23 protein-coding genes are annotated in these 25294 nt (G+C 70.4%); 17 read left to right on the top strand and 6 right to left on the bottom strand.

Annotated features, from left to right (window positions below; translation table 11 throughout):
• Positions 1-15 precede the first annotated feature (15 nt).
• Together OHA73_RS23880 and OHA73_RS23875 are read left to right on the top strand one after the other, a co-directional pair.
• Positions 16-747, top strand: coding sequence for a response regulator transcription factor (locus OHA73_RS23880; RefSeq protein WP_266712489.1), 732 nt, complete (start codon positions 16-18; stop codon positions 745-747).
• The gene (locus OHA73_RS23875; RefSeq protein ID WP_327656079.1) at positions 744-2165 is read left to right on the top strand and encodes a HAMP domain-containing sensor histidine kinase; all 1422 of its coding nucleotides are present in this window, start codon (positions 744-746) and stop codon (positions 2163-2165) included. The genes OHA73_RS23880 and OHA73_RS23875 overlap by 4 nt, the downstream gene beginning before the upstream one ends.
• A 19-nt stretch (positions 2166-2184) precedes the next feature.
• On the opposite strand, the gene OHA73_RS23870 is transcribed toward OHA73_RS23875, so the two are convergent.
• Together OHA73_RS23870 and OHA73_RS23865 are read right to left on the bottom strand one after the other, a co-directional pair.
• On the bottom strand, positions 2185-3378 hold the full coding sequence (locus OHA73_RS23870) for an LmeA family phospholipid-binding protein (RefSeq protein WP_327656078.1): 1194 nt from the start codon (positions 3376-3378) through the stop codon (positions 2185-2187).
• Between the two features lie 106 nt (positions 3379-3484).
• Entirely contained in the window at positions 3485-5293 is a 1809-nt protein-coding gene (locus OHA73_RS23865; protein WP_327656077.1) for a bifunctional metallophosphatase/5'-nucleotidase, read from the bottom strand.
• A 268-nt stretch (positions 5294-5561) separates the two neighbouring features.
• Here OHA73_RS23865 and mshD point away from each other — a divergent pair, with 268 nt between their 5' ends.
• The 12 genes from mshD to pstB all read left to right on the top strand — a co-directional run bounded on the left by mshD (position 5562) and on the right by pstB (position 19501).
• Positions 5562-6497 carry a mycothiol synthase gene (gene mshD, locus OHA73_RS23860; RefSeq protein WP_266712481.1) on the top strand — a complete coding sequence of 312 codons (936 nt, stop codon included), beginning with the start codon at positions 5562-5564 and terminating at the stop codon, positions 6495-6497.
• A 141-nt stretch (positions 6498-6638) separates the two neighbouring features.
• Positions 6639-7049 carry a GntR family transcriptional regulator gene (locus OHA73_RS23855; RefSeq protein ID WP_266712479.1) on the top strand — a complete coding sequence of 137 codons (411 nt, stop codon included), beginning with the start codon at positions 6639-6641 and terminating at the stop codon, positions 7047-7049.
• Positions 7046-7942 (top strand): ABC transporter ATP-binding protein, encoded by an 897-nt coding sequence (locus tag OHA73_RS23850; protein WP_327656076.1) that lies wholly within the window; start codon positions 7046-7048, stop codon positions 7940-7942. Before OHA73_RS23855 ends, OHA73_RS23850 begins: the two co-directional genes overlap by 4 nt.
• Positions 7939-8937, top strand: coding sequence for a hypothetical protein (locus tag OHA73_RS23845; RefSeq protein ID WP_327656075.1), 999 nt, complete (start codon positions 7939-7941; stop codon positions 8935-8937). The genes OHA73_RS23850 and OHA73_RS23845 overlap by 4 nt, the downstream gene beginning before the upstream one ends.
• On the top strand, positions 8934-9875 hold the full coding sequence (locus tag OHA73_RS23840; RefSeq protein ID WP_327656074.1) for an ABC transporter permease: 942 nt from the start codon (positions 8934-8936) through the stop codon (positions 9873-9875). The genes OHA73_RS23845 and OHA73_RS23840 overlap by 4 nt, the downstream gene beginning before the upstream one ends.
• A gap of 1276 nt (positions 9876-11151) precedes the next feature.
• Entirely contained in the window at positions 11152-13578 is a 2427-nt protein-coding gene (locus tag OHA73_RS23835; protein WP_266712472.1) for an RNA degradosome polyphosphate kinase, read from the top strand.
• On the top strand, positions 13559-14629 hold the full coding sequence (locus OHA73_RS23830; protein ID WP_327656073.1) for a CHAD domain-containing protein: 1071 nt from the start codon (positions 13559-13561) through the stop codon (positions 14627-14629). Before OHA73_RS23835 ends, OHA73_RS23830 begins: the two co-directional genes overlap by 20 nt.
• On the top strand, positions 14626-15075 hold the full coding sequence (locus tag OHA73_RS23825) for an NUDIX hydrolase (protein WP_327656072.1): 450 nt from the start codon (positions 14626-14628) through the stop codon (positions 15073-15075). The genes OHA73_RS23830 and OHA73_RS23825 overlap by 4 nt, the downstream gene beginning before the upstream one ends.
• A 253-nt stretch (positions 15076-15328) precedes the next feature.
• Entirely contained in the window at positions 15329-16456 is a 1128-nt protein-coding gene (pstS, locus tag OHA73_RS23820) for a phosphate ABC transporter substrate-binding protein PstS (RefSeq protein ID WP_266712466.1), read from the top strand.
• A 126-nt stretch (positions 16457-16582) separates the two neighbouring features.
• The gene (gene pstC, locus OHA73_RS23815) at positions 16583-17593 is read left to right on the top strand and encodes a phosphate ABC transporter permease subunit PstC (RefSeq protein WP_327656071.1); all 1011 of its coding nucleotides are present in this window, start codon (positions 16583-16585) and stop codon (positions 17591-17593) included.
• The gene (pstA, locus tag OHA73_RS23810; RefSeq protein WP_267069741.1) at positions 17590-18681 is read left to right on the top strand and encodes a phosphate ABC transporter permease PstA; all 1092 of its coding nucleotides are present in this window, start codon (positions 17590-17592) and stop codon (positions 18679-18681) included. Before pstC ends, pstA begins: the two co-directional genes overlap by 4 nt.
• A 43-nt stretch (positions 18682-18724) precedes the next feature.
• Positions 18725-19501, top strand: coding sequence for a phosphate ABC transporter ATP-binding protein PstB (gene pstB, locus OHA73_RS23805; protein WP_327656070.1), 777 nt, complete (start codon positions 18725-18727; stop codon positions 19499-19501).
• Positions 19502-19724: 223 nt separating this feature from the next.
• On the opposite strand, the gene OHA73_RS23800 is transcribed toward pstB, so the two are convergent.
• On the bottom strand, positions 19725-20723 hold the full coding sequence (locus OHA73_RS23800; RefSeq protein ID WP_266712458.1) for an inorganic phosphate transporter: 999 nt from the start codon (positions 20721-20723) through the stop codon (positions 19725-19727).
• 9 nt (positions 20724-20732) lie between these two features.
• On the bottom strand, positions 20733-21353 hold the full coding sequence (locus OHA73_RS23795; RefSeq protein WP_266712456.1) for a DUF47 domain-containing protein: 621 nt from the start codon (positions 21351-21353) through the stop codon (positions 20733-20735).
• A gap of 208 nt (positions 21354-21561) precedes the next feature.
• Here OHA73_RS23795 and OHA73_RS23790 point away from each other — a divergent pair, with 208 nt between their 5' ends.
• Entirely contained in the window at positions 21562-21921 is a 360-nt protein-coding gene (locus tag OHA73_RS23790; RefSeq protein ID WP_266712454.1) for a metal-sensitive transcriptional regulator, read from the top strand.
• 77 nt (positions 21922-21998) lie between these two features.
• Here OHA73_RS23790 and OHA73_RS23785 read toward each other — a convergent pair whose 3' ends face one another.
• Together OHA73_RS23785 and OHA73_RS23780 are read right to left on the bottom strand one after the other, a co-directional pair.
• Positions 21999-22187, bottom strand: a complete 189-nt coding sequence (locus tag OHA73_RS23785) for a hypothetical protein (protein WP_266712452.1) — start codon at positions 22185-22187, stop codon at positions 21999-22001.
• Positions 22188-22383: 196 nt separating this feature from the next.
• On the bottom strand, positions 22384-23244 hold the full coding sequence (locus OHA73_RS23780) for a hypothetical protein (protein ID WP_327656069.1): 861 nt from the start codon (positions 23242-23244) through the stop codon (positions 22384-22386).
• A gap of 111 nt (positions 23245-23355) precedes the next feature.
• Between OHA73_RS23780 and OHA73_RS23775 the strand changes: the two genes are divergently transcribed.
• On the top strand, positions 23356-23517 hold the full coding sequence (locus OHA73_RS23775; RefSeq protein ID WP_267069743.1) for a hypothetical protein: 162 nt from the start codon (positions 23356-23358) through the stop codon (positions 23515-23517).
• A gap of 70 nt (positions 23518-23587) precedes the next feature.
• A complete protein-coding gene (locus OHA73_RS23770) occupies positions 23588-25183 on the top strand; it encodes an FAD-binding oxidoreductase (RefSeq protein WP_327656068.1) in 1596 nt (531 codons plus the stop codon).
• The last annotated feature ends 111 nt before the right edge of the window (positions 25184-25294 follow it).

Raw genomic sequence — 25294 nt, 5'->3', positions numbered from 1 at the left:
CAGGAAACACTGACCATGAGCCCCGCCGAAGGCGAACCGCACCGCATCCTCATCGTCGACGACGAGCCCGCGGTACTGGAGGCGCTCCAGCGCTCCCTCGCCTTCGAGGGCTACGCCACCGAGGTCGCGGTCGACGGCGCGGACGCCCTGGAGAAGGTCGCCGCGTACCGCCCCGACCTGGTCGTCCTCGACATCCAGATGCCCCGCATGGACGGCCTGACCGCGGCCCGCCGGATGCGCGCCACGGGATCCACCACCCCGATCCTCATGCTCACCGCCCGTGACACGGTCGGCGACCGCGTCACGGGCCTCGACGCGGGCGCCGACGACTACCTGGTCAAGCCGTTCGAGCTCGACGAACTGTTCGCCCGGGTACGGGCCCTGCTGCGGCGCAGCTCGTACGCGTCCGGGGCCGACGGCGGCGGCGACGATTCCGACGCCCTCTCCTTCGCCGACCTGCGCATGGACCTGACGACCCGCGAAGTCACGCGCGGCGGGCGCGCGGTCGAGCTGACCCGCACCGAGTACACGCTCCTGGAGATGTTCCTGGCCCACCCCCGCCAGGTCCTCACCCGCGAGCAGATCCTCAAGGCGGTCTGGGGCTTCGACTTCGAGCCGTCCTCCAACTCGCTCGACGTGTACGTGATGTACCTGCGGCGCAAGACCGAGGCGGGCGGCGAACCGCGCCTCGTGCACACGGTGCGGGGTGTGGGGTACGTGCTGCGATCGGACGGGACCGGCGAGTGAGCAAGCTCGTACGGCGGCTGCGGACGCTGCCGCTGCGGTCGCGGATCGCGTTGCTCGTCGCGGTGGCGGTGGCCGCGGCGGTGGCCGCGGTGGCGGTGACGTGTTGGTTCATCACGCGTGGACAGCTGTACTCGCAGCTGGACAAGGACCTGCGGCACCAGATCAGCACGGTCAGCAAGGGCCAGGTGTCCGCGATCGCCACCACCTGCAACAACGACGCCAGGCTGCGCGGCCTGCCGGGCCCGACGGTTCAGGTCGTCTACAGCGACGGCCGCGTCTGTACCTCGCCGGACGACACCGAGATCCCCGTGCAGTCCTCCGACCTGGCCGTGGCGTCCGGCAGCCAGGACAACGCGCTGCACACCACGGACGACGCGGAAGGGCAGGCCATGCGCGTCCTGACCGTCCCGGTCGTCGACACCGACAACAACCAGCGGATCAACAACGTCGCGGTCTCCATCGCGAGCCCCCTCGACGAGGTCAGCAAGCCCCTCACCACCCTCGCCTGGGTCCTCCTCCTCGTCGGCGGCATCGGCGTACTCGGCTCCACGGCCGCCGGCCTGTGGATCGCCCGCACCGGACTGCGCCCCGTCGACCAGCTCACCGAGACCGTCGAGCACGTGGCCAGGACCGAGGACCTCACGGTCAGGATCCCGGTCGAGGGCGACGACGAGATCGCGCGGCTCGCGGCCTCGTTCAACGCGATGAACGCCTCGCTGGCAAGCTCCCGCGAGCTCCAGCAGCAGCTCATCGCCGACGCGGGTCACGAGCTGCGGACGCCGCTGACCTCGATGCGTACCAACATCGAACTGCTCACCCGGATCGAGGAGACCGGCCGCTCCATCCCCCCTGAGGACCGCAAGGCGCTGATGGCGTCGGTGAAGGCCCAGATGACGGAGCTGGCCGCGCTGATCGGCGACCTTCAGGAGCTGTCGCGTACGGGACTGACCGGGGCCGAAGGGCCGTTGAAGGTGGTCTCGCTGCACGACACGGTCCGCAGCGCCGTCGAGCGTGCCCGGTTGCGCGGCCCCGAGCTGACCTTCGACACCGAGCTGGCCCCCTGGTACGTACGGTCCGAGCCGGCGGCGCTCGAGCGGGCGGTCGTGAACCTGCTGGACAACGCCGTGAAGTTCAGCCCGAAGAAGGGCCGCGTCGAGGTCCGGCTGATGCGCGGCACGCTCACCGTGCGGGACCACGGCCCCGGCATCCCGGACGATGAACTCCCGTACGTCTTCGACCGGTTCTGGCGCTCGCCGACCGCGCGCGCCCTGCCGGGTTCGGGGCTCGGCCTGTCGATCGTGGCGCGCACGGTCGAGGCCAGTGGCGGCCAGGTCGCGCTCTCGGCGGCGGACGGCGGCGGCACCATCGCCACGCTGGTCCTGCCGGGAGCGCCGACGCCGCCGCCGGAGATCCCGTAGCGCACCCGAGTCCTGTCGGTCACTTGCCGACGGAGAGCCCGCCGCCCGACAGGTCCACCCGGATCCCTTCCTTCTCCACGGTCACGTCCTGCAACCGCACATATCCGTCGTCGCCCGGCAGCTTCGGCAGCCGGAAGGCGAGGGAGAGGCGGTCGGCGAGTTCGGGCCGGGTGAGGCGGGTGAGGCCGTCGAGCAGCGCCGGGTCGAGGCCGAACTTCTTCAGGAGCGCGGGGTGGGCGAGCGCGATGTCGATCAGGTTCGTACCCATCAGCTGCTTCACGAAGCGCGGCGTCCCTGTCAGCTCACGCAGCTTCGCGTCGCTGTTCAGCGCCTGCTGCACCGCGCTGTCCGGCACTCCGAGACGCTTGACCACCGCGGGGACGGCGAGCAGCTGCCGCGCCTTGTCCACCTGCTTGGTGAGCTTGTCCACGGAGGAGCGCGTGAGGTGCAGGCCCTCGGAGGAGCGGGTGCCGGGGCGGTAGGTGGCGAGGTCGCCGATGGCCAGGCTCATGTTGTCGATGTCCGTGGAGATCCCGGACGCGCCGAGCCGCTGGATGTTCGCGTCCGCCCGCACCTTCACGTCGTGCCCGGCGACGGGCAGGGTGCCGCGCGCGAGCACCTTGTTCTTCCCGTGCCCACTGAACGTGACCTGGGACGAGCCCAGTTCCCTGTTCAGGTCGGCGAAGCTGAGCAGCACCTCGCCGTGGATCGTGTCGGCGTAGGCGCCGCTGATGTCGGTGGGGCCCGAGCCCTTGATGCGTACGTTGTGCGCGGTCGCGGAGACCTTGGCGAGGGTGACGCGGTCGGCGGCGACGTCGGGGACGGTCACCTTCAGCTCGTGGATGCGGCGGTCGGCGAGCTGGGTGAGGAACGGGAAGCCACTGATCTCCACCTCGGGCGCGGCCGTCAACTTCATTTGTTTCTTGATCTGTTGCGCCGCCTTGTTCTCGGCGTAGAGCACCGCCCAGCGGTCGGCCAGGGCGAGGAATCCGCACAGGACGAGGATCGCGATCAGGCCCTTGAGCGCGAAGGAGAGCCCGGCGAGGCGGCTGCGGCGCCTGCGTCGTCCTGCTCGCCTGTGGTCGGGTGGAACCGAATCCTCCGCCCCGCCATCAAACCAGTCGTCGAACGCTGCGTGCTCGTCCGCTGCGCGCTCGTCGTATATGTAGTCGTCGGCTATGGGGGCGTCGGCCATGCGGTGGGGGGTGCGCATCGGCCGATTCCATCACACACCCCCACCAATCGCACAAACATCCTTCACACGTGTGGGGTGACCCACTGTTCAACCGTAGGCCACCCCAATGCAAGCTTTGTTTCAGCTACTTGACGATCGTGATCCGGTCCGCCTTCGGCGGCGCGATCGGGTTCGAGGCCGAGGAGTTGGCGGTCAGATAGTCGTTGAACGCCTTCAGGTCATCGCTTCCGACCAGCGGATTCTTTCCCGCCCCGAGCGCCGCGAAGCCGTCGCCGCCGCCCGCGAGGAAGGAGTTCATCGCGACGCGGTAGGTGGCGGCCGGGTCGATGGCGGCCCCGTTCAGCCTGATCGAGTCGGTGACGACCCGGTCGGCCCCCGACTTGGTCATGTCGAGCGTGTACGCGAGTCCCGCCGAGGGCTGAAGGATCTTCGGTGAGGCCGCGTTCGCACCGCTGACCTGCTGCTTGAGCGCGGTGACGAGCTGCTCCCCGGTCAGGTCGACCAGATTGACGGTGTTGCTGAACGGCTGCACGGCGAAGCCCTCTCCGTACGTCACCACGCCGTCGCCCTCGCTGCCGCTCGCCTTGAACACCAGGTCGGAGCGGATACCGCCCGGATTCATCAGGGCCAGAGACGCCTTGGGGTCGAGGGACTTGGCGTGCGCCAGCTGGGCGTCCGCGATGAGATCGCCGAGCGGCGCTTCGGGGGTCGTGGCGCCCCGGCCGGGAACATCGGCGGAGATGAAGCCGACGGGCTGGTTCGCGACCGGCGCGGCCAGCTTGTTCCACTGCCCGATCAGCGCCGTCATGTCGGCGGCCTTCGCCTGCGTCCGCGTGACGACGTGGTTCTCGGAGGTCGGCGACTTCACCGACGTACGGACGACGTCCTTGGTGGCGCGGTCGTACGTCAGGGTCGTGTCCGTGTAGAGCTTCCCGAAGGAGGACGCGGACGTGACCATGCGCGGCTTGCCGGCCGGGTCCGGGATCGTGCACGCGTACGCGTTGTGGGTGTGCCCGGTGACCAGGGCGTCGACCTTCGACGTGATGCCCTTGGCGATGTCGACGATCGGGCCCGAGATGCCGCTGCCCGCGCCGCCCGCGTCACAGTCGTAGTTGTACGAGGCCGAGGCCGGGGCGCCGCCCTCGTGGACCAGCGCGACGATCGACTTCACGCCCTGCTTGTCGAGGATCTTCGCGTACTTGTCGACGGTCTCGATCTCGTCGTGGAACTTCAGGCCCTTGACGCCCTCGGCCGACACGATGTCCGGCGTGCCTTCGAGCGTGACGCCGATGAAGCCGACCTTCACGCCCTTGTGCTTCCACACCCAGTAGGGGGCCAGGGCCGGCTTGCCGGTCTTCTCGTCGGTGACGTTCGCGGCCAGGTAGGGGTAGTCGGCGCCTTCGAAGGTGCGGCCGTCCTCGTAACAGCCGTCCTTCGGATGGCAGCCGCCCTTCTGCAGCCGCGCCAACTCCCCCGAACCCTCGTCGAATTCATGGTTGCCGACCGAGGTCACGTCCAGGTCGAGCTTGTTCATGGCCTCGACGGTCGGCTCGTCGTGGAACAGGCCGGACAGCAGCGGGCTGGCGCCGATCAGGTCGCCCGCGGCGGCCGTGACGCTGTACGGGTGGCCCTGGCGGGCCTTGCGCAGGGAGCTCGCCAGATACTCGACGCCGCCCGCGTCGATCTTCTTGGTGGTGCCGTCGGCCTGGTCCTCGGTGACCTGCCCTGAGGACCCGGCGGGCGGCTCCAGATTCCCGTGAAAATCATTGAAGGACAGCAGCTGTACGTCCTGGTACCGCCCACCCGCCGCGCCCTTCTGCGGCGCCGCCCCGGCGGGCAGCGCGGCCATCAGCGCGCCGGCGGTGACGAGAGTGGCAGCACCCGCGAGCACCGCACGCAGGCGGCGCCGGGGTCTCTTGGTCTGTGCGTACATGTGGTCCCCCTGGGGGTGCGGTGCGACGACCGTTGATGTGGAGGCAGCCTAGAGTCAACGCGCGTAGCGCGACAGGGGATTGGGGCGGTGGGCCAATCAGGTCCGGGTGAGCCAATCCAGCCCCGCCGGCGTTTGAGGCGCGGGGTCCGGGGCGGAGCCCCGTGACGTAAGCCCGGTGCCGCGCACCAGACCCCCGCCCCGGGCGGAGCCCACCCGTGGCACGACGGACAACGAGGCGGGACCACACCCCCGGTCTACCCTCGTATCCATGACCACGGACCCCGCCCCCACCAGTGATCCGACCGCTTCGGGCCGCCGGATCGACACCCTGACCACCCTGTCCGCCGAGCAGTCCGCCAAGGTGCTCGACCTGCTCACCGAGGCCGCCCGCACGGACGGCCAGCAGGCCGTGTCCGAGCAGGGCCGGCTGCAACTGCGGGGAGGGGAGCGGGAGGGCGTACGGCATCTGCTGCTCAGCATCGGCGACGAGCTGGCCGGCTACGCGCAGCTGGAGGCCACCGACCCCATCGAGGCCCCGGCCGCCGAGCTGGTCGTGCACCCGGCGCACCGGGGGCACGGACACGGGCGGGCGCTCGGCGCCGCGCTGCTCGCCGCTTCCGGGAAGCGGCTGCGGGTGTGGGCGCACGGCGGGCACAGCGCGGCGCGGCATCTCGCGCAGGTGCTCGGCCTCACGCTGTTCCGCGAACTGCGGCAGATGCGGCGGCCGTTGACGAACCTCGAACTCCCGGAGCCGGTCCTGCCGGCCGGGGTGCGGATCCGTACGTTCGTGCCCGGTCAGGACGACGAGGCGTGGCTCGCGGTGAACGCGGCGGCGTTCGCCCACCACCCCGAGCAGGGCTCCCTCACCCAGCGCGACCTGGACGACCGCAAGGCGGAGTCCTGGTTCGACCCGGCGGGCTTCTTCCTGGCCTTCCGCGGCGACGAGCTGGTCGGTTTCCACTGGACGAAGGTGCACGCGCAGGAGCGGCTCGGCGAGGTGTACGTCGTCGGGGTGGCGCCCGCGGGCCAGGGCGGCGGCCTCGGCAAGGCGCTGACGGCGACGGGCCTGCGCCACCTGGCGGCGGCCGGTCTCCCGACCGCGATGCTCTACGTCGACGCCGACAACAAGGCGGCGGTGAGCGTGTACGAGCGGCTCGGTTTCACTACCTACGAGACGGACCTGATGTACCGGACCGAGTCCTGACCTTCTGACACTTTCTGACACTTCCAAGCCTCTGACCTGGGGTTTTCCCGGCTGGACGGAGATGAGGGGGCGGCGTCGCTTGACGCCGCCCCCTCTCTTGCATCACCCTTTCACTACTTGATTAGTGAAAGGGGGTACGCCGTGGCTCAGGAACCGGTCATCGAATTCCGCATCGACCGCCACACCGGCGTCGCCACCTACCTCCAGATCGTCCACCAGACCGAGCACGCACTGCGGCTCGGACTGCTCGAGCCCGGGGACAAGCTGCCCACGGCCCGCGAGGTCGTCGAGGCGACAGCGATCAATCCGAACACCGTGCTGAAGGCATACCGCGAGCTGGAGCGCTCCGGACTCGTCGAGGCCCGGCGCGGGCTCGGCACGTTCGTCCGCGCAACGCTCGGCTCCGGCTCCGGCGACTCACCACTGAGGGCGGAGCTCGAGGACTGGACGGGCAGGGCGAAGGAGGCGGGCCTCGACCGCGAGGACGTCGAGGCCCTGTTCGGCAGCGCCCTGGAGGCGCATTTCGGCACCATGACCAAGGGGACTTCATGAGCACGGCCATCGAGGCGAACGGCCTCGTCAAGCGCTACGGAAGGCGCGCTGCGGCGGCCCTGGACGACTGCTCGTTCCGGCTGCCCGAGGGCCGGATCAGCGCGCTCGTCGGGCCCAACGGAGCGGGCAAGTCGACGCTGCTGACCATCGCGGCCGGCCTGTCGCGTCCCACCTCGGGAAGCATCTCGGTGCTCGGCGCCGCCCCCGGCACGCACCGCGCGAAGGTCTCCCACCTCTCCCAGGGCAAGCCCCTGTACCCCCAGCTGTCCGTCGCGGACACCCTGCAGATGGGCGCCGCGCTCAACCCGGAGCGCTGGGACGCCGCGTACGCGTCGAAGATCGTCGAGCAGGGCGAGCTCGACCCGAAGGCGAAGATCCGCTCGCTCTCCGGCGGCCAGCGCACCCGCGTCGCGATCGCCCTCGCCCTCGGCAAGCGCCCCGACCTGATGCTGCTCGACGAGCCGATGGCCGACCTCGACCCGCTGGCGCGGCACGAGATGATGGGCACGCTGATGGCGGACGCGGCCGAGCACGGCACGACCGTCCTGATGTCCTCGCACATCGTGACCGAGCTGGCCGACGCCTGCGACCACCTGCTGCTGCTCGGCGGCGGCCGGATCCGGCTCGGCGGCGGCATCGACGATCTGATCGGCGCGCACAGCCTGGTCACGGGCCGCGGCGACCTCGCCCCGCACACGGTGGTCGAGTCCCGCGCCTCCGGCCGCGGCGTCACCGCCCTGATCCGCAGGGACGGGTCGATCGGCGAGGGCTGGCAGGTCCAGGAGCCCTCCCTGGAGGAGCTGCTCCTGGCCCACCTCCGCTCGCCCGACGCCCCGCCCCTGATCACGCCGGGCACCACGGCGGCCCAGCGCCGGACGGAGGTGTCCGCATGAGCGCCCCGGCCCTCGACAAGCCCTCCGCCGTGCGCCGCACGAAGCCCGGACCCGACGGCCTGGCGTGGACGGTCCTGCGGCTGCACCGCGGTGCGATGTGGGTGTGGATCGGCTACGTGGCGGTCAGCCTCGGCCTGCTCCTGTGGCTGTGGGGCCCCGGCTCCGCGGACGCCCAGGCGGCGTTCGACAAGCTCGGCTACGGCGGAGCGCAGGACAACGCGTTCCAGAGCGCGATCTCCGCCTTCCTGCCGTTCATCGGCAACAGCCTCGACACCCTCTTCTACGATCCACTGACGCTGGCCCGGATCGCCGCGTGCGCCATCGCCGTCTTCGCGGCGGGCCCGCTGATCGCCCGCGAACTGGAGCAGGGCACCGCCCAGTTGGCATGGACCCAGTCCATCTCCCCCGCCCGCTGGCTGGCGGCGAAGCTGTACGTGCCCGCGCTGCTCATCACCGTCGGCACAACGCTCGTCGTGATCCTCTACCGCCTCGTCTGGGGCGGCCGCAACCATCTGCTCGTCGCCGGCATCGGACCGCGCGACTTCGACTTCTCCGTGGGTCCCGCGACGGTGGCGAACGCCCTGTTCGGCCTGGCCATCGGGGTGCTGGCAGCGCTGGTGCTGCGGCGCACGCTGTCGGCCGCGGCCCTCGCCGGGATCGTGACGTACCTGGTGGGCGCGTTCCGCTCCAACTCCTGGCCGCTCCAGGGCAGTTACCAACAGCCGGAAATCCCCGTGCACAGCAAGGCGATCACCTCCACCGGGGCGGAGATCCGCGACCCCGGCTGCATGACGCAGCGCTGCCTCGACCAGCACGACATCACCGGCTTCACCCGCCACTACCTCCCCTCCCCCGACTACTGGCCGCGTCAGCTCGCCGAGACCGGGGTCCTGCTCGGGCTCACCGCGCTGGCCGTCGTCGCCGCGTTCGTCGTGCTGCGCCGATTCCAGCCCGAGCCGCCGGTCACGCCGCTCACCAAGGAGGACGCCGCATGAGCGCCGCCACGATCCCCCTGGGCCTGCCCCGGACGGTCCTTCGGCTGCACCGCATAGCCGCCTGGCTGTGGATCGCCTTCGTCGTCGTGACGGGCGCGCTGCTGCTGTGGCTGTGGGGCCCCGCCACGGCCGGGCTCGACATCACGGGACACTGCGACCCGGCGGTGGCGAACGGCTGCACGGCGAAGGGCGCCACCGCGGACTCGTACCACTACGTCCTCACCTTCACCGACATGCTGATCACGCTGGTGCCGGTGGCGGCCTCGGTGTTCGCGGGCGGCCTGCTCATCGGGCGCGAACTGAGCAGGGGCACGGCCCAGTTGGCGTGGACCCAGTCCATCTCCCCCGCCCGCTGGCTGGCGACGAAGCTGTACGTGCCCGCGACCTCCCTGATCCTCGGCACGACCGTCCTGGTCCTCCTCCGCCGACTCGTCGCCTCGGCGGCCCCCGGCCTCGCGGACAACCGCTGGCACGATGCGACGGCGGTCTACGACGCCCTCGGCCCGACGGCCGTGGCGATGCCGCTGCTCGGCCTGGCCATCGGCGCGGCCGTGGCGTTCCTGGCGCGGCGGACGCTGCCCGCGGCGACCTACTCCCTGATCGCCACGGCTGCGGTGGTGGGCGTGCTCGACGCGATCCGCGACCGGCTGTGGCCCTCGGTCACGGTGACCGGAGACCTGCGCGAGGGCTACCCCTACTTCGCGGGCTCCATGACCACCGAGGGCGCGCTGACCGGCTCCGGCGCGCGCGTCGCCGACCCCATGTGCGTCGACGACCGCGGCTGCCTCGCCTCGCACAACATCACGGGCTTCTACCGCGAGGGCCACCCGCCGTCCCACTTCTGGCCCCTCCAACTCGTCGAAACGGGCCTGATCCTCACCCTCACCGCCGCCGCCACGGCCACGGCCTTCTACCTCTTGCGCCGCCGGGCGAGGTAGGGGGCGTCCCCCGACCGGGCGGGGTGGTTTCGCCTCGCCGCGGGGGCGGGGGGTGGTTTCACCCCGCCCCCGGGGCGGAGCAGGCGTGGTGGCTCGGCGCCGCCGCCGGGGCAAGGCAGGCGTGGTGGCTCGGCGCCGCCAACGGGGCGGGGCAGCGGGAGCGATTCCTCGCCGGACTGCATCGGCGCGGTCCCTGCCCTCCCCCCGCTCACCTCCCACCCACCCGCCCCCTCCGGGGGCTCCGGCCCGAGGCCCCCGGCCTGGCCGTTGCGTCCCGCACCGCGGCTGAGCCCTGGGGCTACGCCCCGGCCCCCCGCCGCCCTCCGGGCTCGTCCTCAAACGCCGGACGGGCTTGATTCAGGTCGCCGTCCTGGCCCGGATGTCCACGGAGCGGCTCTCCACCCGTGGCGGTCGACCGCAACTCGCCTTGGGCAATCCGCCGCCAACCCCGGCTCCCCACCCATGGCGGTCAAGGCCCGCCGCCTTGGGCAATCTGCCGCCTTGGGCGGCAGGGTGGGCAAGGCGGCCCCCGGTGCCGCGCGCCCAACACCACAGGCGCCGACCCCGCCACAGCCCCGAAACCCCGGTGCCGCACACCCACCACCCTGCGCGCCAACCCCGGCCGAGGCGCCGGGGCCGGCGCCCCCGGAGGGGCGACCAGGCACCGGTGCAGCCACAGGCCCCGGACTCGGCCCCGCTCCGGGCAGGCCGAAGCCCTCGCAGGGGGCAGGCCGTGGGAGACGAGCGGGTACCGGCGCAGCCGGAACCGCCCCGGTGCCGTGCAACGACGACCTGAGGCACCCGCCACGACACAGCCCCAAAACCCCGGCCCTGCGCACCCATCACCCCAGACGCCGCCCCCGCCCAACGGCCGGGCCCCGGACGGGCCGAAGCCCCCGGAGGGGGCGGGCGGGTGGGAGGTGACCGGGCACCGGTGCAGCCGCAGCAGGAACGGCGCCGCACACCGAAGACCTGGGCCGCCACCCCGGCACAGCCCCAAAACCCCGGCCCCGCGCACCCAACACCACCCACGCCACCCCCGACACAGCCCACCCCGACGCCGCGCAACAATGACGAAGCGCCCCGCCCCGGCACACCTCGGCCACGGACCCGCGCCACCACAACAACGAACGCCACCCCCGGCCCAGGCCCCCCCGGCGCCGCCCCACGGCACCAACCCCGCCCACCCGCCAAACCCCCGGCGGGCCGCACGGCCATAGCCCGTACGTCATGTCGCCGTAACCGTCGATTCAGACGGACTTGCGACGCTCGGTGGATGCAGCCCCCCGCCCCCGAACCCGCCGAACCCGCCCGCCGAGGCGGTCTTACGCTCGCGCCCGCGTACTCCGACGCCGTCGGCGCGCCCCGGACGGCGTCCACGCGGAAGAATGGGGCCATGAGCCAGCCGAACGCCGCACAGGACCAGACGACCGACGCTGCTCCGGCCCCCTCGGCCACGCAGCCCCAGCCGTCCGTGGGGTCGCTCGCCGCGCACCGGCCACATCCCGTGGCCGGCGGCGAGTACGACCTGGCCGCAGCCAAGCTCGCCGGCATCGTCGCCGACATCGACGCGGACCCGGACGACTACGAAGAGGACTACGCGAACCAGGAGGGCGCAGAGCTCCCGCAGGGCCGCTTCCTGGACCGCGAGCGCAGCTGGCTCGCGTTCAACGAGCGGGTCCTGGAACTCGCCGAGGACCCGAGCACCCCCCTCCTGGAACGCGCGAACTTCCTGGCGATCTTCGCCTCGAACCTGGACGAGTTCTTCATGGTCCGGGTGGCGGGCCTGAAGCGCCGCATCGCGACCGGCGTCGCCACCCGTTCGGCCTCGGGCCTGCAGCCCCGCGAGGTCCTCGAACTGATCTGGAACCGCTCCCGCGAGCTCATGGCCCGGCACGCCGCCTGCTACCAGGACGAGGTCGCCCCGGCCCTCGCCGACGAGGGCATCCACGTCGTGCGCTGGAACGAGCTCACGGACAAGGAGCAGGCCCGGCTCTACACGCTGTTCATGCAGCAGATCTTCCCGGTGCTCACCCCGCTGGCCGTCGACCCCGCGCACCCCTTCCCGTACATATCGGGGCTCTCCCTCAACCTCGCCGTCGTCGTCTCGAACCCCGTATCCGGCCACCGCCACTTCGCCCGGGTAAAGGTTCCGCCGCTGCTCTCCCGCTTTCTCGAGGCCTCGCCCCAGCGCTACGTCCCCATCGAGGACGTCATCGCCGCGCCCCGGCACCTGGGCGAGCTGTTCCCCGGCATGAAGGTCGAGGAGCACCACATGTTCCGGCTGACCCGGAACGAGGACCTCGAAGTGGAGGAGGACGACACCGAGAACCTTCTCCAGGCCCTGGAGAAGGAGCTGATGCGGCGCCGCTTCGGGCCCCCGGTGCGCCTCGAGGTCGAGGAGACCATCGACTCGGACATACTCAGCCTCCTCGTGAAGGAGCTGAAGATGAGCGAGGCCGAGGTCTACCCGCTGCCGGGCCCCCTGGACCTCACCGGCCTCTTCTCCATCTCGCGCATCGACCGCCCCGAGCTGAAGTACCCCAAGTTCGTGGCGGGCACCCACCGCGACCTCGCCGAGGTGGAATCGTCCTCGGCCCCCGACATCTTCGCCGCGCTGCGCAGCCACGACGTGCTGCTCCACCACCCGTACGACTCGTTCTCCACCTCCGTACAGGCCTTCCTCGAGCAGGCCGCCGCGGACCCGGACGTGCTCGCCATCAAGCAGACGCTGTACCGGACCTCGGGCGACTCACCGATCGTGGACGCGCTGATAGAGGCCGCCGAGACCGGCAAGCAGGTGCTCGTCCTGGTCGAGATCAAGGCCCGCTTCGACGAGCAGGCCAACATCAAGTGGGCCCGCAAGCTGGAGGAGTCCGGCTGCCATGTCGTCTACGGCCTCGTCGGCCTGAAGACGCACTGCAAGCTGTCGCTCGTCGTACGTCAGGAGGGCGACCAGCTCGTCAGGTACAGCCACGTCGGGACGGGCAACTACCACCCCAAGACGGCCCGACTGTACGAGGACCTGGGCCTGTTGACGGCCAATCAGGAAGTCGGGGCCGACCTCTCCGACCTCTTCAACCGGCTGTCCGGCTACTCGCGCCGCGAGACCTACCGCCGCCTCCTCGTCGCCCCCAAGTCCCTTCGTACGGGCCTGATCACGCGGATCGAGAAGGAGGTCCAGCACCACCGTGCGGGCCGCCCCGCCCACGTCCGCATCAAGGTCAACTCGATGGTCGACGAGGCCGTCATCGACGCGCTGTACCGGGCCTCGCAGGCCGGCGTTCCCGTCGACATCTGGGTGCGCGGCATCTGCGCCGTCCGCCCCGGCGTCGCGGGCCTGTCCGAGAACATCCGGGTCCGCTCGGTCCTCGGCCGCTTCCTGGAGCACTCCCGCGTCTTCGCCTTCGGCAACGCCGGCGAACCGGAGGTCTGGATCGGCAGCGCCGACATGATGCACCGCAACCTCGACCGCCGCATCGAGGCCCTGGTCCGCGTGGAGGACCCGGCCCATCGCGCGGCGCTCAGCCGACTGCTCGAAACGGGGATGTCCGACGGCACCGCCTCCTGGCACCTGGGCCCGGACGGCAACTGGACCCGGCACGCGACCGATTCACAGGATCCGGCCGGCCAACCCCTGCGCAACGTACAGGAGATGCTCATAGACGCCCGGAGGCGCCGGCGTGGCACAGCGACACCTTGAGTCCAGCGAGCGGCTGAACGGGAACGATGTCGATGTCCTGGGGTGCTATCTCCGCTCCCAGGCCACCGAGTTCCTGCGCTCGCTGCGGCAGCACCGGGAGAGTGGTGCGGCGGGCGACACCGCGGATGCGGCCGGCGCACTGCGGCGTGCCGCGCGGCGCATCAGCGGGACGCTGCACACCTTCCGGCCGCTCCTCGACACGGACTGGTCGGACGCGCTCCGTCCCGAACTGGCGTGGTTGTCCGGCACGTTGGCCCGCGAACACGCGTACGCCTCCCGCCTGGACCGCCTGACCTCGGCCCTCCACACCTTGACGTCACCTCCGAACCCCGCGCCTCAATCGCCGGCGGGGCTTGGGGCTGCCGCACCCGCCTTGGGCAATCTGCCGCCTGGGGCGGCAGGGTGGGCAAGGCGGCCCCCGGCGCCGCGCGCCGATTCAACGGCCCCCACCCCGGCGCCGCACACCGAAACCCCGCCCCCCGCAAGGGACACCCTCACCCTCGGCGCCGCCAAGGCATCCGCCCTGCTGGACCGCCAGCTCACCCTGGCCAGAACCCGCGCCCACAGCACCGCCCTCCAGGCCCTCGGCTCCGCCCGCTTCCACGCGGTCGCGGACAACGTCGCCGTACTCGCCAGCGACGTCCCCCTCACCACCGCCGACACCGGCCTTGAGAAACTCGCCGCGGAGGCCGACTCCCGCCTCGCCGAAGCGGCCGCCACCCTGCACCACACCAGCCACCCCTACAGCCCGGACGCCGACGCCGCCTGGCACCACGTACGCCTCCTGCTGCGCCTGCACCGCTACGCGCGCGAGGTCGTCTCCAGCACCCCCGTCGACGTCCGCCTCCTCGACGCGGCCGAGGCCCTGAACGCCCACCGGGACGCCGCGGAGGCCGCCGCCGCCGCGGCCCACGCCGCCCGCACCCCCCGCATCGCCCCCACGACCGCGTACGCCCTCGGCGTGCTCCACGCCGACCAGCGCCACGAGGTCGCGGCCGCCAGACTCGCGTTCGGACAGGCATGGCAACGACAGACGGTGGGCACCCCATGACCGTGCATCAGGACGACTCCCAAACGACCCTCGCGGCAGGCTGCGTCCTGTGGCGCCGCACACCAACGCACCACAGCGGCCAGGGAGTTGAGATCTGCCTGGTCCATCGGCCCAAATATGACGACTGGTCGCACCCGAAAGGGAAGCTGAAACGCGGCGAGGACGCGCTCGCCGGCGCCCTGCGCGAGGTGCGCGAGGAAACCGGCCACGACTGCACACCCGGCGCCGCGCTCCCCACGGTCCGCTACCTCGCGAACGACCGCCCCAAGCAGGTCGGCTACTGGGCCGCGGAAGCGACCACCGGCACATTCACGCCGAACCGCGAAGTCGACCGCATCACCTGGCTCACACCCCCCGAGGCCCGCGCCCGCCTCACCCAGCCCAGGGACCGCATCCTCGTCGACGCCCTGCTCGACGCCCTCGGCACCCTCCACGCCACCGGATGATCACCCTCCGTAGCCGCACCGTGACCTAACCGCACCGCCCGCTTAGGTTCACCCCGCGTTCACTCACGCCCATCGGCCGCTTCACCTGATCTGCCTAATTTCAGCCTTACGACGCGGTGAGCCCCCGGCTTCCGGGAACCGCCCACCGCTCGACTGAGAACTGAGAACTGAGAACCAAGAACGAACCCTCCGCAGATCGCACGCCGCCACAGAGACAGAGAAGGCCGGCGGCTCCTGGAAGGAACATCCGAAGGTGAAGCTTCAGCGCAAGAACCGGCTCCGCGCCCTCTCCCTCGGTGCACTCGCCGTCTCCGGCGCCCTGGCGCTGACGGCGTGCGGCTCCGACGACACCAGCGGCGGCTCGGGCGGCACCAGCCCCGCCGCCAAGGCGGGCAACATCAAGTGCGACGACGCCAAGGGCCAGCTCCTCGGCATCGGCTCGTCCGCCCAGGCCAACGCCATAGACGCCTGGCGCCAGGCCTACGCGCAGGCCTGCTCCGACGTGCAGCTCAACTACAAGCCCGACGGCTCCGGCGCCGGCGTCACCGCCTTCAACCAGGGCCAGGTCGCCTTCGCCGGTTCCGACTCGGCGCTCAAGCCCGAAGAGGTCGCCGCCTCGAAGAAGGTCTGCAAGGGCGGCCAGGGCATCGACCTGCCGATGGTCGGCGGCCCGATCGCCGTCGCGTTCAACGTCCAGGGCGTCGACAACCTGACCCTGGACGCCAAGACGCTGGCCCAGATCTTCGACTCGAAGATCAGCAAGTGGAACGACCCGGCGATCAAGAAGCTGAACCCGGACGCCAAGCTGCCGTCCACCAAGATCCAGGCGTTCCACCGCTCCGACGAGTCCGGCACCACGGACAACTTCACCAAGTACCTGAAGGCCGCCGCCCCGAGCGACTGGAAGTACGAGGGCGGCAAGGCCTGGCAGGCCAAGGGCGGCCAGTCCGCGCAGGGCTCCTCCGGCCTCGCCCAGCAGGTGAAGCAGACCGACGGCGCCATCACGTACGTCGAGCTGTCCTACGCCAAGGACGGCGTGAACACCGTCGACATCGACACCGGCGCCGGCGACCCGGTCAAGGCCACCACGGAGAACGCCACGAAGGCGATCGCCGACGCCAAGGTCGTGGGCACCGGCAAGGACCTCGCCCTGGAGCTGAACTACGCGACCAAGGCCGCGGGCGCCTACCCGATCACCCTGGTCACGTACGAGATCGTCTGCGACAAGGGCAACAAGGCGGAGAGCCTGGCCGCCACCAAGTCCTTCCTGGGCTACACGGCCTCCGACGAGGGCCAGGCCGCCCTCGCCGACCTGGGCTACGCCCCGATCCCCACCGAGATCAACAAGAAGGTCCGCGAGACCGTCGCGGGCATCAGCTGACCCAGCGTGCGGGCCACTCACCGGTTGACCCCGGGTGGCCCGCACCGTCCGGTGCACCGCCGCCAGAAGCCCCGTAGCTCTCAACGCCCTTACAAGGGACGGGACTTCGCAGACCGGAGAACCCCCATGGACATAACCACGCAATCACCGGCGCCACCACCGGCGCCCACCGATCGCCCCTCACCAGCCGAGCAGAAGCGCGCCGCCCGCGGCGCCACCCGCCCCGGAGACCGGATCTTCCTCGGCCTCTCGCGCGGCTCGGGCATCCTGCTCCTGGTGATCATGGCCGCGATCGCGGTCTTCCTGACCTACCGCGCCTCGCTGGTCCTCTCGAAGAACGAGGGCAACTTCCTCACCACCTTCGAGTGGAACGCGACCGCGAGCCCGCCCGTCTTCGGCATCGCCGTCCTCGCCTTCGGCACGATCGTCACCTCGATCATCGCCATGGTGATCGCGGTCCCGATCGCCGTCGGCATCGCGCTCTTCCTGACGCACTACGCGCCGAAGAAGCTGAGCGGGACCATCGCCTACGTCATCGACCTGCTGGCCGCCGTGCCGTCCATCGTCTACGGCCTGTGGGGCGCACTCTTCCTCGTGCCGCACATGACCGGCCTGTTCCACTGGCTCGACGACTACTTCGGCTGGACCGGCGTCCTCGACTACCAGGGCGGCGCCCCGCGCACCCTGCTCACCGTGGGCATCCTGCTGGCGATCATGATCCTGCCGATCATCACCAACGTCTCCCGCGAGGTCTTCCGGCAGGCCCCCCAGATGCACCAGGAAGCGGCGCTCGCGCTCGGCGCGACCCGCTGGGAGGTCATCCGGATGTCAGTGATCCCCTTCGGCCGCTCCGGCATCATCTCCGCCTCGATGCTGGGCCTCGGCCGCGCGCTCGGCGAGACGATGGCCGTCGCCACGGTCCTCTCCCCCGACTTCCTGATCCACACCAGCCTGCTCGACCCGGGCGGCGGCACCTTCGCGCAGAACATCGCCGCGAAGTTCTCCGAGGCCAACGACCAGGGCCGCGACGCCCTCATCGCCTCCGGCCTCGTCCTCTTCGTCATCACCCTCCTGGTGAACGGCGCGGCCCGCCTGATCATCGCCCGCCGCAAGGAGTACTCGGGGGCCAACGCATGAGCAACGCAACCGTTCCCGCGAAGACGCCCGGTACGCCCGGGAAGCCGAAGCCGCCGAGCACGCTGAGCGCCGCGCGCCTGCCCCGCTGGGCCCCCTGGGCCGTCGCCGTCGGCTCGATCGCCGCGGGCTGCGCCATCGGCCTCGGCGCCGGACTCACCAGCCGCATCCAGTGGGGGCTGCTCGCTGCCCTCCTCTTCGTCCTCGTCTCGTACGCGCTCGCCGCCAAGGTCGAGGGCGGCCGCCAGGCCAAGGACCGCCTCGCGACCAGCGTCGTCTGGGTCGCCTTCATCCTCGCCGTGGTCCCCCTCGCGTCCCTCGTCTACGAGACGATCGCGCGCGGCATCAAGGTCCTCGACCCGTACTTCCTGACCCACTCGATGGGCTTCGTGACCTCGTACCAGGAGGGTGGCGGCATCTACCACGCCATCCTCGGCACGCTGGAACAGGTCGGCATCGCCACCGCGATCTCGGTCCCGATCGGCATCCTCACGGCGATCTACCTGGTCGAGTACGGGCGCGGCAAGCTCGCGAAGGCCGTCACGTTCTTCGTCGACGTGATGACCGGCATCCCCTCCATCGTGGCGGGCCTGTTCATCCTGTCCTTCTGGATCCTGATCCTCGGCTTCGGCTTCTCCGGCTTCGCCGGCGCGATGGCCCTGACCATCCTGATGATCCCGGTCGTGGTCCGCTCCACCGAGGAGATGCTCAAGCTCGTCCCGAACGAGCTGCGCGAGGCCTCGCTCGCCCTCGGTGTCCCGAAGTGGCGCACGATCCTCAAGGTCGTCCTGCCGACGTCGATCGGCGGCATCACGACCGGCGTCATGCTGGCCGTCGCCCGCATCGCCGGCGAGACCGCCCCGGTGCTGCTGCTGGTCTTCGGCAACCCGCTGATCAACGGCAACCCGTTCGAAGGCCCGCAGGCCTCGCTGCCGCTGTACATCTACCAGCAGTACGCGAGCAGCGGCGGCAGCCAGGCGGCGTACGACCGCGCCTGGGCGGCGGCCCTGGTGCTCATCGCCTTCATCATGATCCTCAACCTCGCGGCCCGCGGCGTAGCCCGCTGGAAGGCCCCGAGCGCCGGTCGCTGACGCGGCCATCTCCTCAGCGACGTATCGGAAGTGAACTGAACCCATGGCCAAGCGAATCGACGTAAGCGGACTTACCGCCTACTACAGCGCCCACAAGGCGATCGAAGACATCTCGATGACCGTCGAGCCCCGTTCCGTGACGGCCTTCATCGGCCCGTCCGGCTGCGGCAAGTCGACCTTCCTGCGCACCCTCAACCGGATGCACGAGGTCACCCCCGGCGGCCGCGTCGAGGGCAAGGTGCTCCTGGACGACGAGGACCTGTACGGCTCCCACGTCGACCCGGTGGCCGTGCGCCGCACGGTCGGCATGGTGTTCCAGCGCCCCAACCCCTTCCCCACCATGTCGATCTTCGACAACGTGGCGGCGGGCCTGAAGCTCAACGGCAAGTACAAGAAGTCCGGGCTCAGCGACGTCGTCGAGAAGTCCCTCAAGGGCGCCAACCTCTGGAACGAGGTCAAGGACCGCCTGAACAAGCCCGGCTCGGGTCTGTCGGGTGGTCAGCAGCAGCGCCTGTGCATCGCCCGCGCGATCGCAGTCCAGCCGGACGTCCTCCTCATGGACGAGCCCTGCTCGGCCCTCGACCCGATCTCCACCCTCGCGATCGAGGACCTGATCGGCGAGCTCAAGGAGCAGTTCACGATCGTCATCGTGACGCACAACATGCAGCAGGCGGCCCGCGTCTCGGACCGCACCGCGTTCTTCAACCTCTCGGCGGTCGGCCAGCCCGGCAAGCTGATCGAGATCGACGAGACGGAACGCATCTTCTCCAACCCGTCCGTCCAGGCGACGGAGGACTACATCTCAGGCCGCTTCGGCTGAGCCACCCCCGACTCCCCGCGGTGCTGCATGGCGGTGCCACCACGGGGACCAGAAGAGGCCCGCCCCTGTACAGGGGCGGGCCTCTTCACGTTTTTAGGGGCGCGGGGAACTGCGCATTTTTTAGGGGCGCGGGGAACTGCGCAATCTTTTGGGGGTCCGGGGGCGCAGCCCCCGGGGACGGGACGGGAAGGGGCGGAAGGGGCGACTTCCACCCCGTCGCCGCCTAACCGAACGCCAGATACACACACCCATACGCCGCCGCAGCGACAATCGCCGCCGCCGGCATCGTGATGAACCACCCGATGACGATGTTCTTGGCGACGCCCCACCGAACGGCGTTGACCCGCTTGGTGGCGCCCACGCCCATGATCGCCGAGGTGATGACATGCGTCGTCGAGATCGGCGCGTGGAACAGGAACGCCGACCCGAACATGATCGACGCCCCGGTCGTCTCCGCCGCGAATCCCTGCGGCGGATCCAGCTCAATAATCTTGCGCCCGAGCGTCCGCATGATCCGCCACCCACCGGCATACGTACCGAGCGACAGCATCAGCGCACAGGCGATCTTGACCCAGACCGGAATCGGGTCCTCGTAGGTCTCGTGGCCGCCGATGACCAGCGCCATCACGACGATGCCCATCGTCTTCTGCGCATCCTGGAGACCGTGCCCGAGCGCCATACCGGCGGCGGAGACGGTCTGCGCGATACGGAAGCCACGCTTGGCCTTGTGCGGGTTGGACCGCCGGAACAGCCACATGATGAGCGTCATCACGAGGTAACCGACGACGAGGCCGATCACCGGCGACGTGAACATGGGAATGACGATCTTCTCCCACACCCCGGACCAGTAGACGGTGGTCCCGCCCGCGAGGGCGGCACCCACCATTCCACCGAACAGGGCGTGCGAGGAGGACGAGGGAAGCCCGAAGTACCAGGTGATGAGGTTCCACACGATCGCGCCGGCGAGGGCGGCAAACAGAATGCCCATGCCCTTGTCGCCGACGGGGGTCGCGATGATCCCCTCACTCACCGTCTTGGCGACGCCGCTACCGAGGAAGGCACCGGCCAGGTTCATCACCGCGGCCATCGCGAGCGCCGCACGGGGCGTCAGCGCACGCGTGGAGACGGAAGTGGCGATGGCGTTGGCGGAGTCGTGGAAACCGTTCGTATACGTGAATCCAAGCGCGACGCCGATCGTCACGATCAGGGAGAAGGTGTCCATGAGCCGGCCTCAGGACTCCTTCACGGCGATGGTCTCCACCGTGTTGGCCACGTGCTCGAAGGCGTCGGCCGCCTCTTCCAGCACATCGACGATCTGCTTCAGCTTCAGGACTTCCATGGCGTCGTACTTGCCGTTGAAGAGCTGGGCGAGCAGCTTGCGGTGGATCTGGTCGGCCTGGTTCTCGAGGCGGTTGACCTCGATCCAGTACTCGGTGAGATTGTCCATCGTGCGCAGGTTGGGCATGGCCTCGGCGGTCAGCTCGGCCGCACGCGACAGCACCTCGATCTGCTGCTCCACACCCTTGGGGAGCTCCTCGACCTGGTAAAGGACGACCAGGTCGACGGCCTCCTCCATGAAGTCCATGATGTCGTCGAGGGACGACGCGAGGTTGTAGATGTCCTCGCGGTCGAACGGCGTGATGAACGAGGAGTTCAGCTGGTGGAAGATCGCGTGGGTGGCGTCGTCACCGGCGTGTTCGGCTGCCCGCATCCGCTCCGCGATCTCGGCCCGGGCGGAGGAATCCGCCCCGAGCAGTTCCATCAGGAGCTTCGAGCCCGTGACGATGTTGTCCGCGGACGCGGCGAACATGTCGTAGAAGCTCGTCTCCCTGGGGGTCAGACGAAAGCGCACGTGGGGTCCTCGGGGTGCTTTGGATTCGGTCAGGCTGATGCTAGGCGCATCATCCGGCCACGGCTAACCGGCGTCTCCCCAGTGTCGCCCATCAGGCACAGTGATCAGCACTGGGCCCGGCCGAGGCGGGACGAACCGGAACGATCCTTGGGAAATCCGGTATCATATACCCGCAGGGGGTATAGCAAATCACGGGAGGACGGACACGATGACGACTGACGCGACGCAGACGGAACAGCCGGCTGTGCCGGACAAGGCCGAGATCGTGACCGACCACGACCGCGGCATTCACGGGTACCACCATCAGAAGGAAGAGCACCTCAAGCGGCTGCGCCGGATCGAGGGTCAGATCCGCGGCCTGCAGCGGATGGTGGACGAGGACGTCTACTGCATCGACATACTCACGCAGGTGTCGGCCTCCACGAAGGGGCTGCAGTCCTTCGCGCTCCAGCTCCTGGAGGAGCACCTGCGGCACTGCGTCGCCGACGCCGCGCTCAAGGGCGGGGAAGAGATCGACGAGAAGGTCGAAGAGGCCACGAAGGCGATCGCGCGCCTGCTGCGCACCTGAGCCCTGCCTGTACTTGTGGTTCTACGAAGAGGTGGGGACGCCGGATCCGGCGTCCCCACCTCTTCGTTCTTCTCGTTTCAGTCCCGGTCGCCCTCCGGTCCGCCGGGCAACGCCTCGGCGACCCGCAGCACCTCGTCGATCCGGTCCACGCTGAGCCGCCCCTCGGAGACGGCGGACGCCGCGATGATCAACTCACCGCACAGCTCGATCTCGGCGAGGGCGACGTGGTCCTGAACCGCCGTACCGCTCACGGGAGCCACGTTCATCACCTCTTCCTGCCGCGTGACCAACAGCCGATGGCCGCAATGGCCGACTTCCTAGAGTAGGGACCGGCTCACGCCCCGCGCATGGCACGGAAGAACCATTTCCGGCCCCCGAGAGGCCTATGGCCGGGCGACAGAACGGGCTGCGAGACAGGCGGCAGATCGGGCAGCGGATCGGGCGACAGGTCGGGCGGCCGGCCTACGGTCCGGGCTCGGCGACCTTCCCGGCAAAGATGTCCCCCTTGGCCGGAAGCCGTACCTTCACCGGCTTCCCGAACCCCCGGTACAGAGTCGTCGACCTCACGGCGAAGTCCTTCTCCGGCCCGTTGGCGAAGCTGAACCGGTGGACGACCTTGCGGATCAGGCCCTCGTCGTCGACATAGACGTCGAACGGCACCCGCCCCTTGCGGAACCCTTTCGCCGCCGCTTCGAGCGCCCCTCTCCGCTCCGCGGAAGCGGCCTTCGCGGCGACGCTCAGCTCCACGTCCCCCTTGTAGTGCCGGGTACGTACGCCCGCGATGTCGGTCTCGCCCTGCTTCGTCACATTCCGCGCGCCGCGCAGCAGTTCGGCCGCCGCGAGCGGATCGGTGGCGCCGCCGGTGACCAGATTTCCGTCCGTCAACGTCGTGACGTCGACGCGCACCCACTTGTCGGCGGGGACGCCGGCGCCCCGGTTCTTCATGTACAGGGCGCCCGGCGCGAGCAGTTCGGTGATCGGCCGGTGCTCCTCGTCGCCCGCCGCGTCCTGCGGAAGCCGCACCCGCAGCTCGCCGAGGCCCTTGCGGTAGTCGTAGACGCCGTCGCCGTGGATGGTGACGCGGGTCCCGCCGCTGGCCATCTCCATCGACGTACGCGCCTGTGAACTGCCCTCGCGGACCAGCCGGTCGGCCGCCCCGCGCACGGTCCCTGTCGGATCCGCGTTCCGCTCGCCGCCCGCGGCGCCGCCACCGCATCCGCCGACGCCCACCACCACCGACGCCACCGCGGCCGCCGCCACCACCCGTGCCGAAGCGGCCGCGCTCCCGTGCTGCTGCACCACCATCGCTGGTCCGACCCCCATGCCTGTCCGTGCTCCGTGCGTGTGCGGCCACCCCTGTCGTCGGGGTTAACGACGAGTAGGGTCGACCGTCACGCGAACGGGGGCTTTACATGGAGTCGCTACCGTGGCCGCGTGGCACAACAGCAGCACTCGCATACGACCACCGTCGTGGAACAGGGACGTTTCTGCCTGGCCCGCTGCAGCTGCGGCTGGCGGGGACCGGCCAGAAGGGCACGGAGCAAGGCCCGTTCGGACGCGGACGACCATCTCGACTCGGCGGGCCCGGCCGCCTGACGGAACCCACGGCTCCCGGATGACGTCTCGTACCTCGGGAAGCGAACAGGTGGCCGAGGGAGACAACCGCATGGAACGCCGCACGTTCATCACGGCATCGGCCGCGGCACTCACGGCCGGCGGCGCGGTGAGCGCCTGCTCCGGGTCGGGGTCCGGTTCCGGGTCTACGGGCGGGAACTCCGCGTCCGCGTCCTCCGGCTCCTCCGCCCCGATCCGCTCCACCAGCGCGAGCGCGTCGAGCACGGTGCGGGCCGCGGCGAACCTCGCCGGGCTCGCCAAGGATCTCGACGGCTCCCTCATACGCCCCGGAGAATCCTCCTGGGCCGCGGCCCACCAGCTCTACAACACCCGCTTCGACACGTTGAAGCCGCGCGCCGTCGCGTACGTCTCGGGGCCCGACGACATCCGTACGACCCTCGCGTACGCCCGCGCGCACAAGGTCCCGCTCTCCATACGCAACGGCGGCCACTCGTACGCGGGTTGGTCCTCGGGCAACGGCCACCTGATACTCGACGTCTCCCGGATGAAGTCCGTCCGCGCTTCGGGGGGCGAGGCGGTGGTCGGCGCGGGCGCCAAGCTCATCGACGTCTACCGGGCGCTGGCCGCCAAGGGCGTGACGATACCGGCGGGTTCCTGCCCCACGGTCGGCGTCTCGGGCCTCACGCTCGGCGGCGGCCACGGCGTCGTGTCCCGGGCCTACGGCCTCACCTGCGACAGCCTCACGCAGGCCACGCTCATCACGGCCGACGGCAAGGAACTCACCGCGAACGCGACCTCGCACAAGGACCTCTTCTGGGCGCTACGGGGCGCGGGCAACGGCCAGTTCGGTGTGGTGACGGAGCTCCGCTTCAAGACCCACCCCGCGCCGCAGGCCGTCTCCGCGTACATGAGCTGGCCCTGGTCGAAGGCGGCGACGGTGCTCAAGGCCTGGCAGAAGTGGGGCCCGGAGCAGGCCGACGAGATCTGGTCCTCGCTGCACATCGCGGGCGCGCCCGGCGGCAACCCGACGGTCTCGGTCGCGGCGTTCTCCCTCGGCACGTACACCGAGCTCCAGAACGCGGTCGACCGCCTCGCCGACGGGCCCGGCGGCCCCGGCCCGGCCACCTCGGTCTCCCTCAAGCGGCGCTCGTACGAGGAGTCGATGGAGGTGTACGCGGGCTGCTCGGCGTTCACCGAGGACGCCCAGTGCCACCTCCCCGGCGCGACGCCCGGCCGTGACTCGGCGGGCGCGTTGCAGCGCGAGACGTACGCGGCCGCCTCCGACTTCTTCGACCGGAACCTCTCGGACGCGGGCGTACACACGCTCCTGAAGCAGCTGGAGAACGTGAAGTCCGGGGCCGGTTCGGTGGCGCTCACGGCGCTCGGCGGCGCGATCAACCGGGTGGACCCGACGGCGACGGCGTTCGTCCACCGCCGCGCGCGGATGCTCGCGCAGTACATCGTGTCGTGGCAGCCGACCACATCCGGCTCGGCGGCCCGCGACTGGCTTTCCTCGGCCCATGCGTCGATGCGGCCGTACGCCTCCGGGGCGGCGTACCAGAACTACGCGGACGCGTCCCTGAAGAACTGGAAGCAGGCGTATTACGGGGACGCGGCACCCCGCCTGACCAAGGTGAAGCACACATACGACCCGTCAGGCTTCTTCACCTTCCCGCAATCCCTGTAACGGGTTCCCCAGTCCCTGTAACGGGAGCCCTGCCCCGTCCCTACGCCACGGGGCTCCGCCCTGGACCCCGCGAGTCTCGTCCCAGAGCGGGGCTTGAATTGACCACCCGCC

Origin of the sequence: Streptomyces sp. NBC_00483 (genome assembly GCF_036013745.1) — a bacterium.
In the GTDB taxonomy this organism is placed as follows: Bacteria; Actinomycetota; Actinomycetes; order Streptomycetales; family Streptomycetaceae; genus Streptomyces.
Note: the sequence above shows the minus strand (reverse complement) of the source record. Positions and strands in the feature narration are given on the sequence as shown.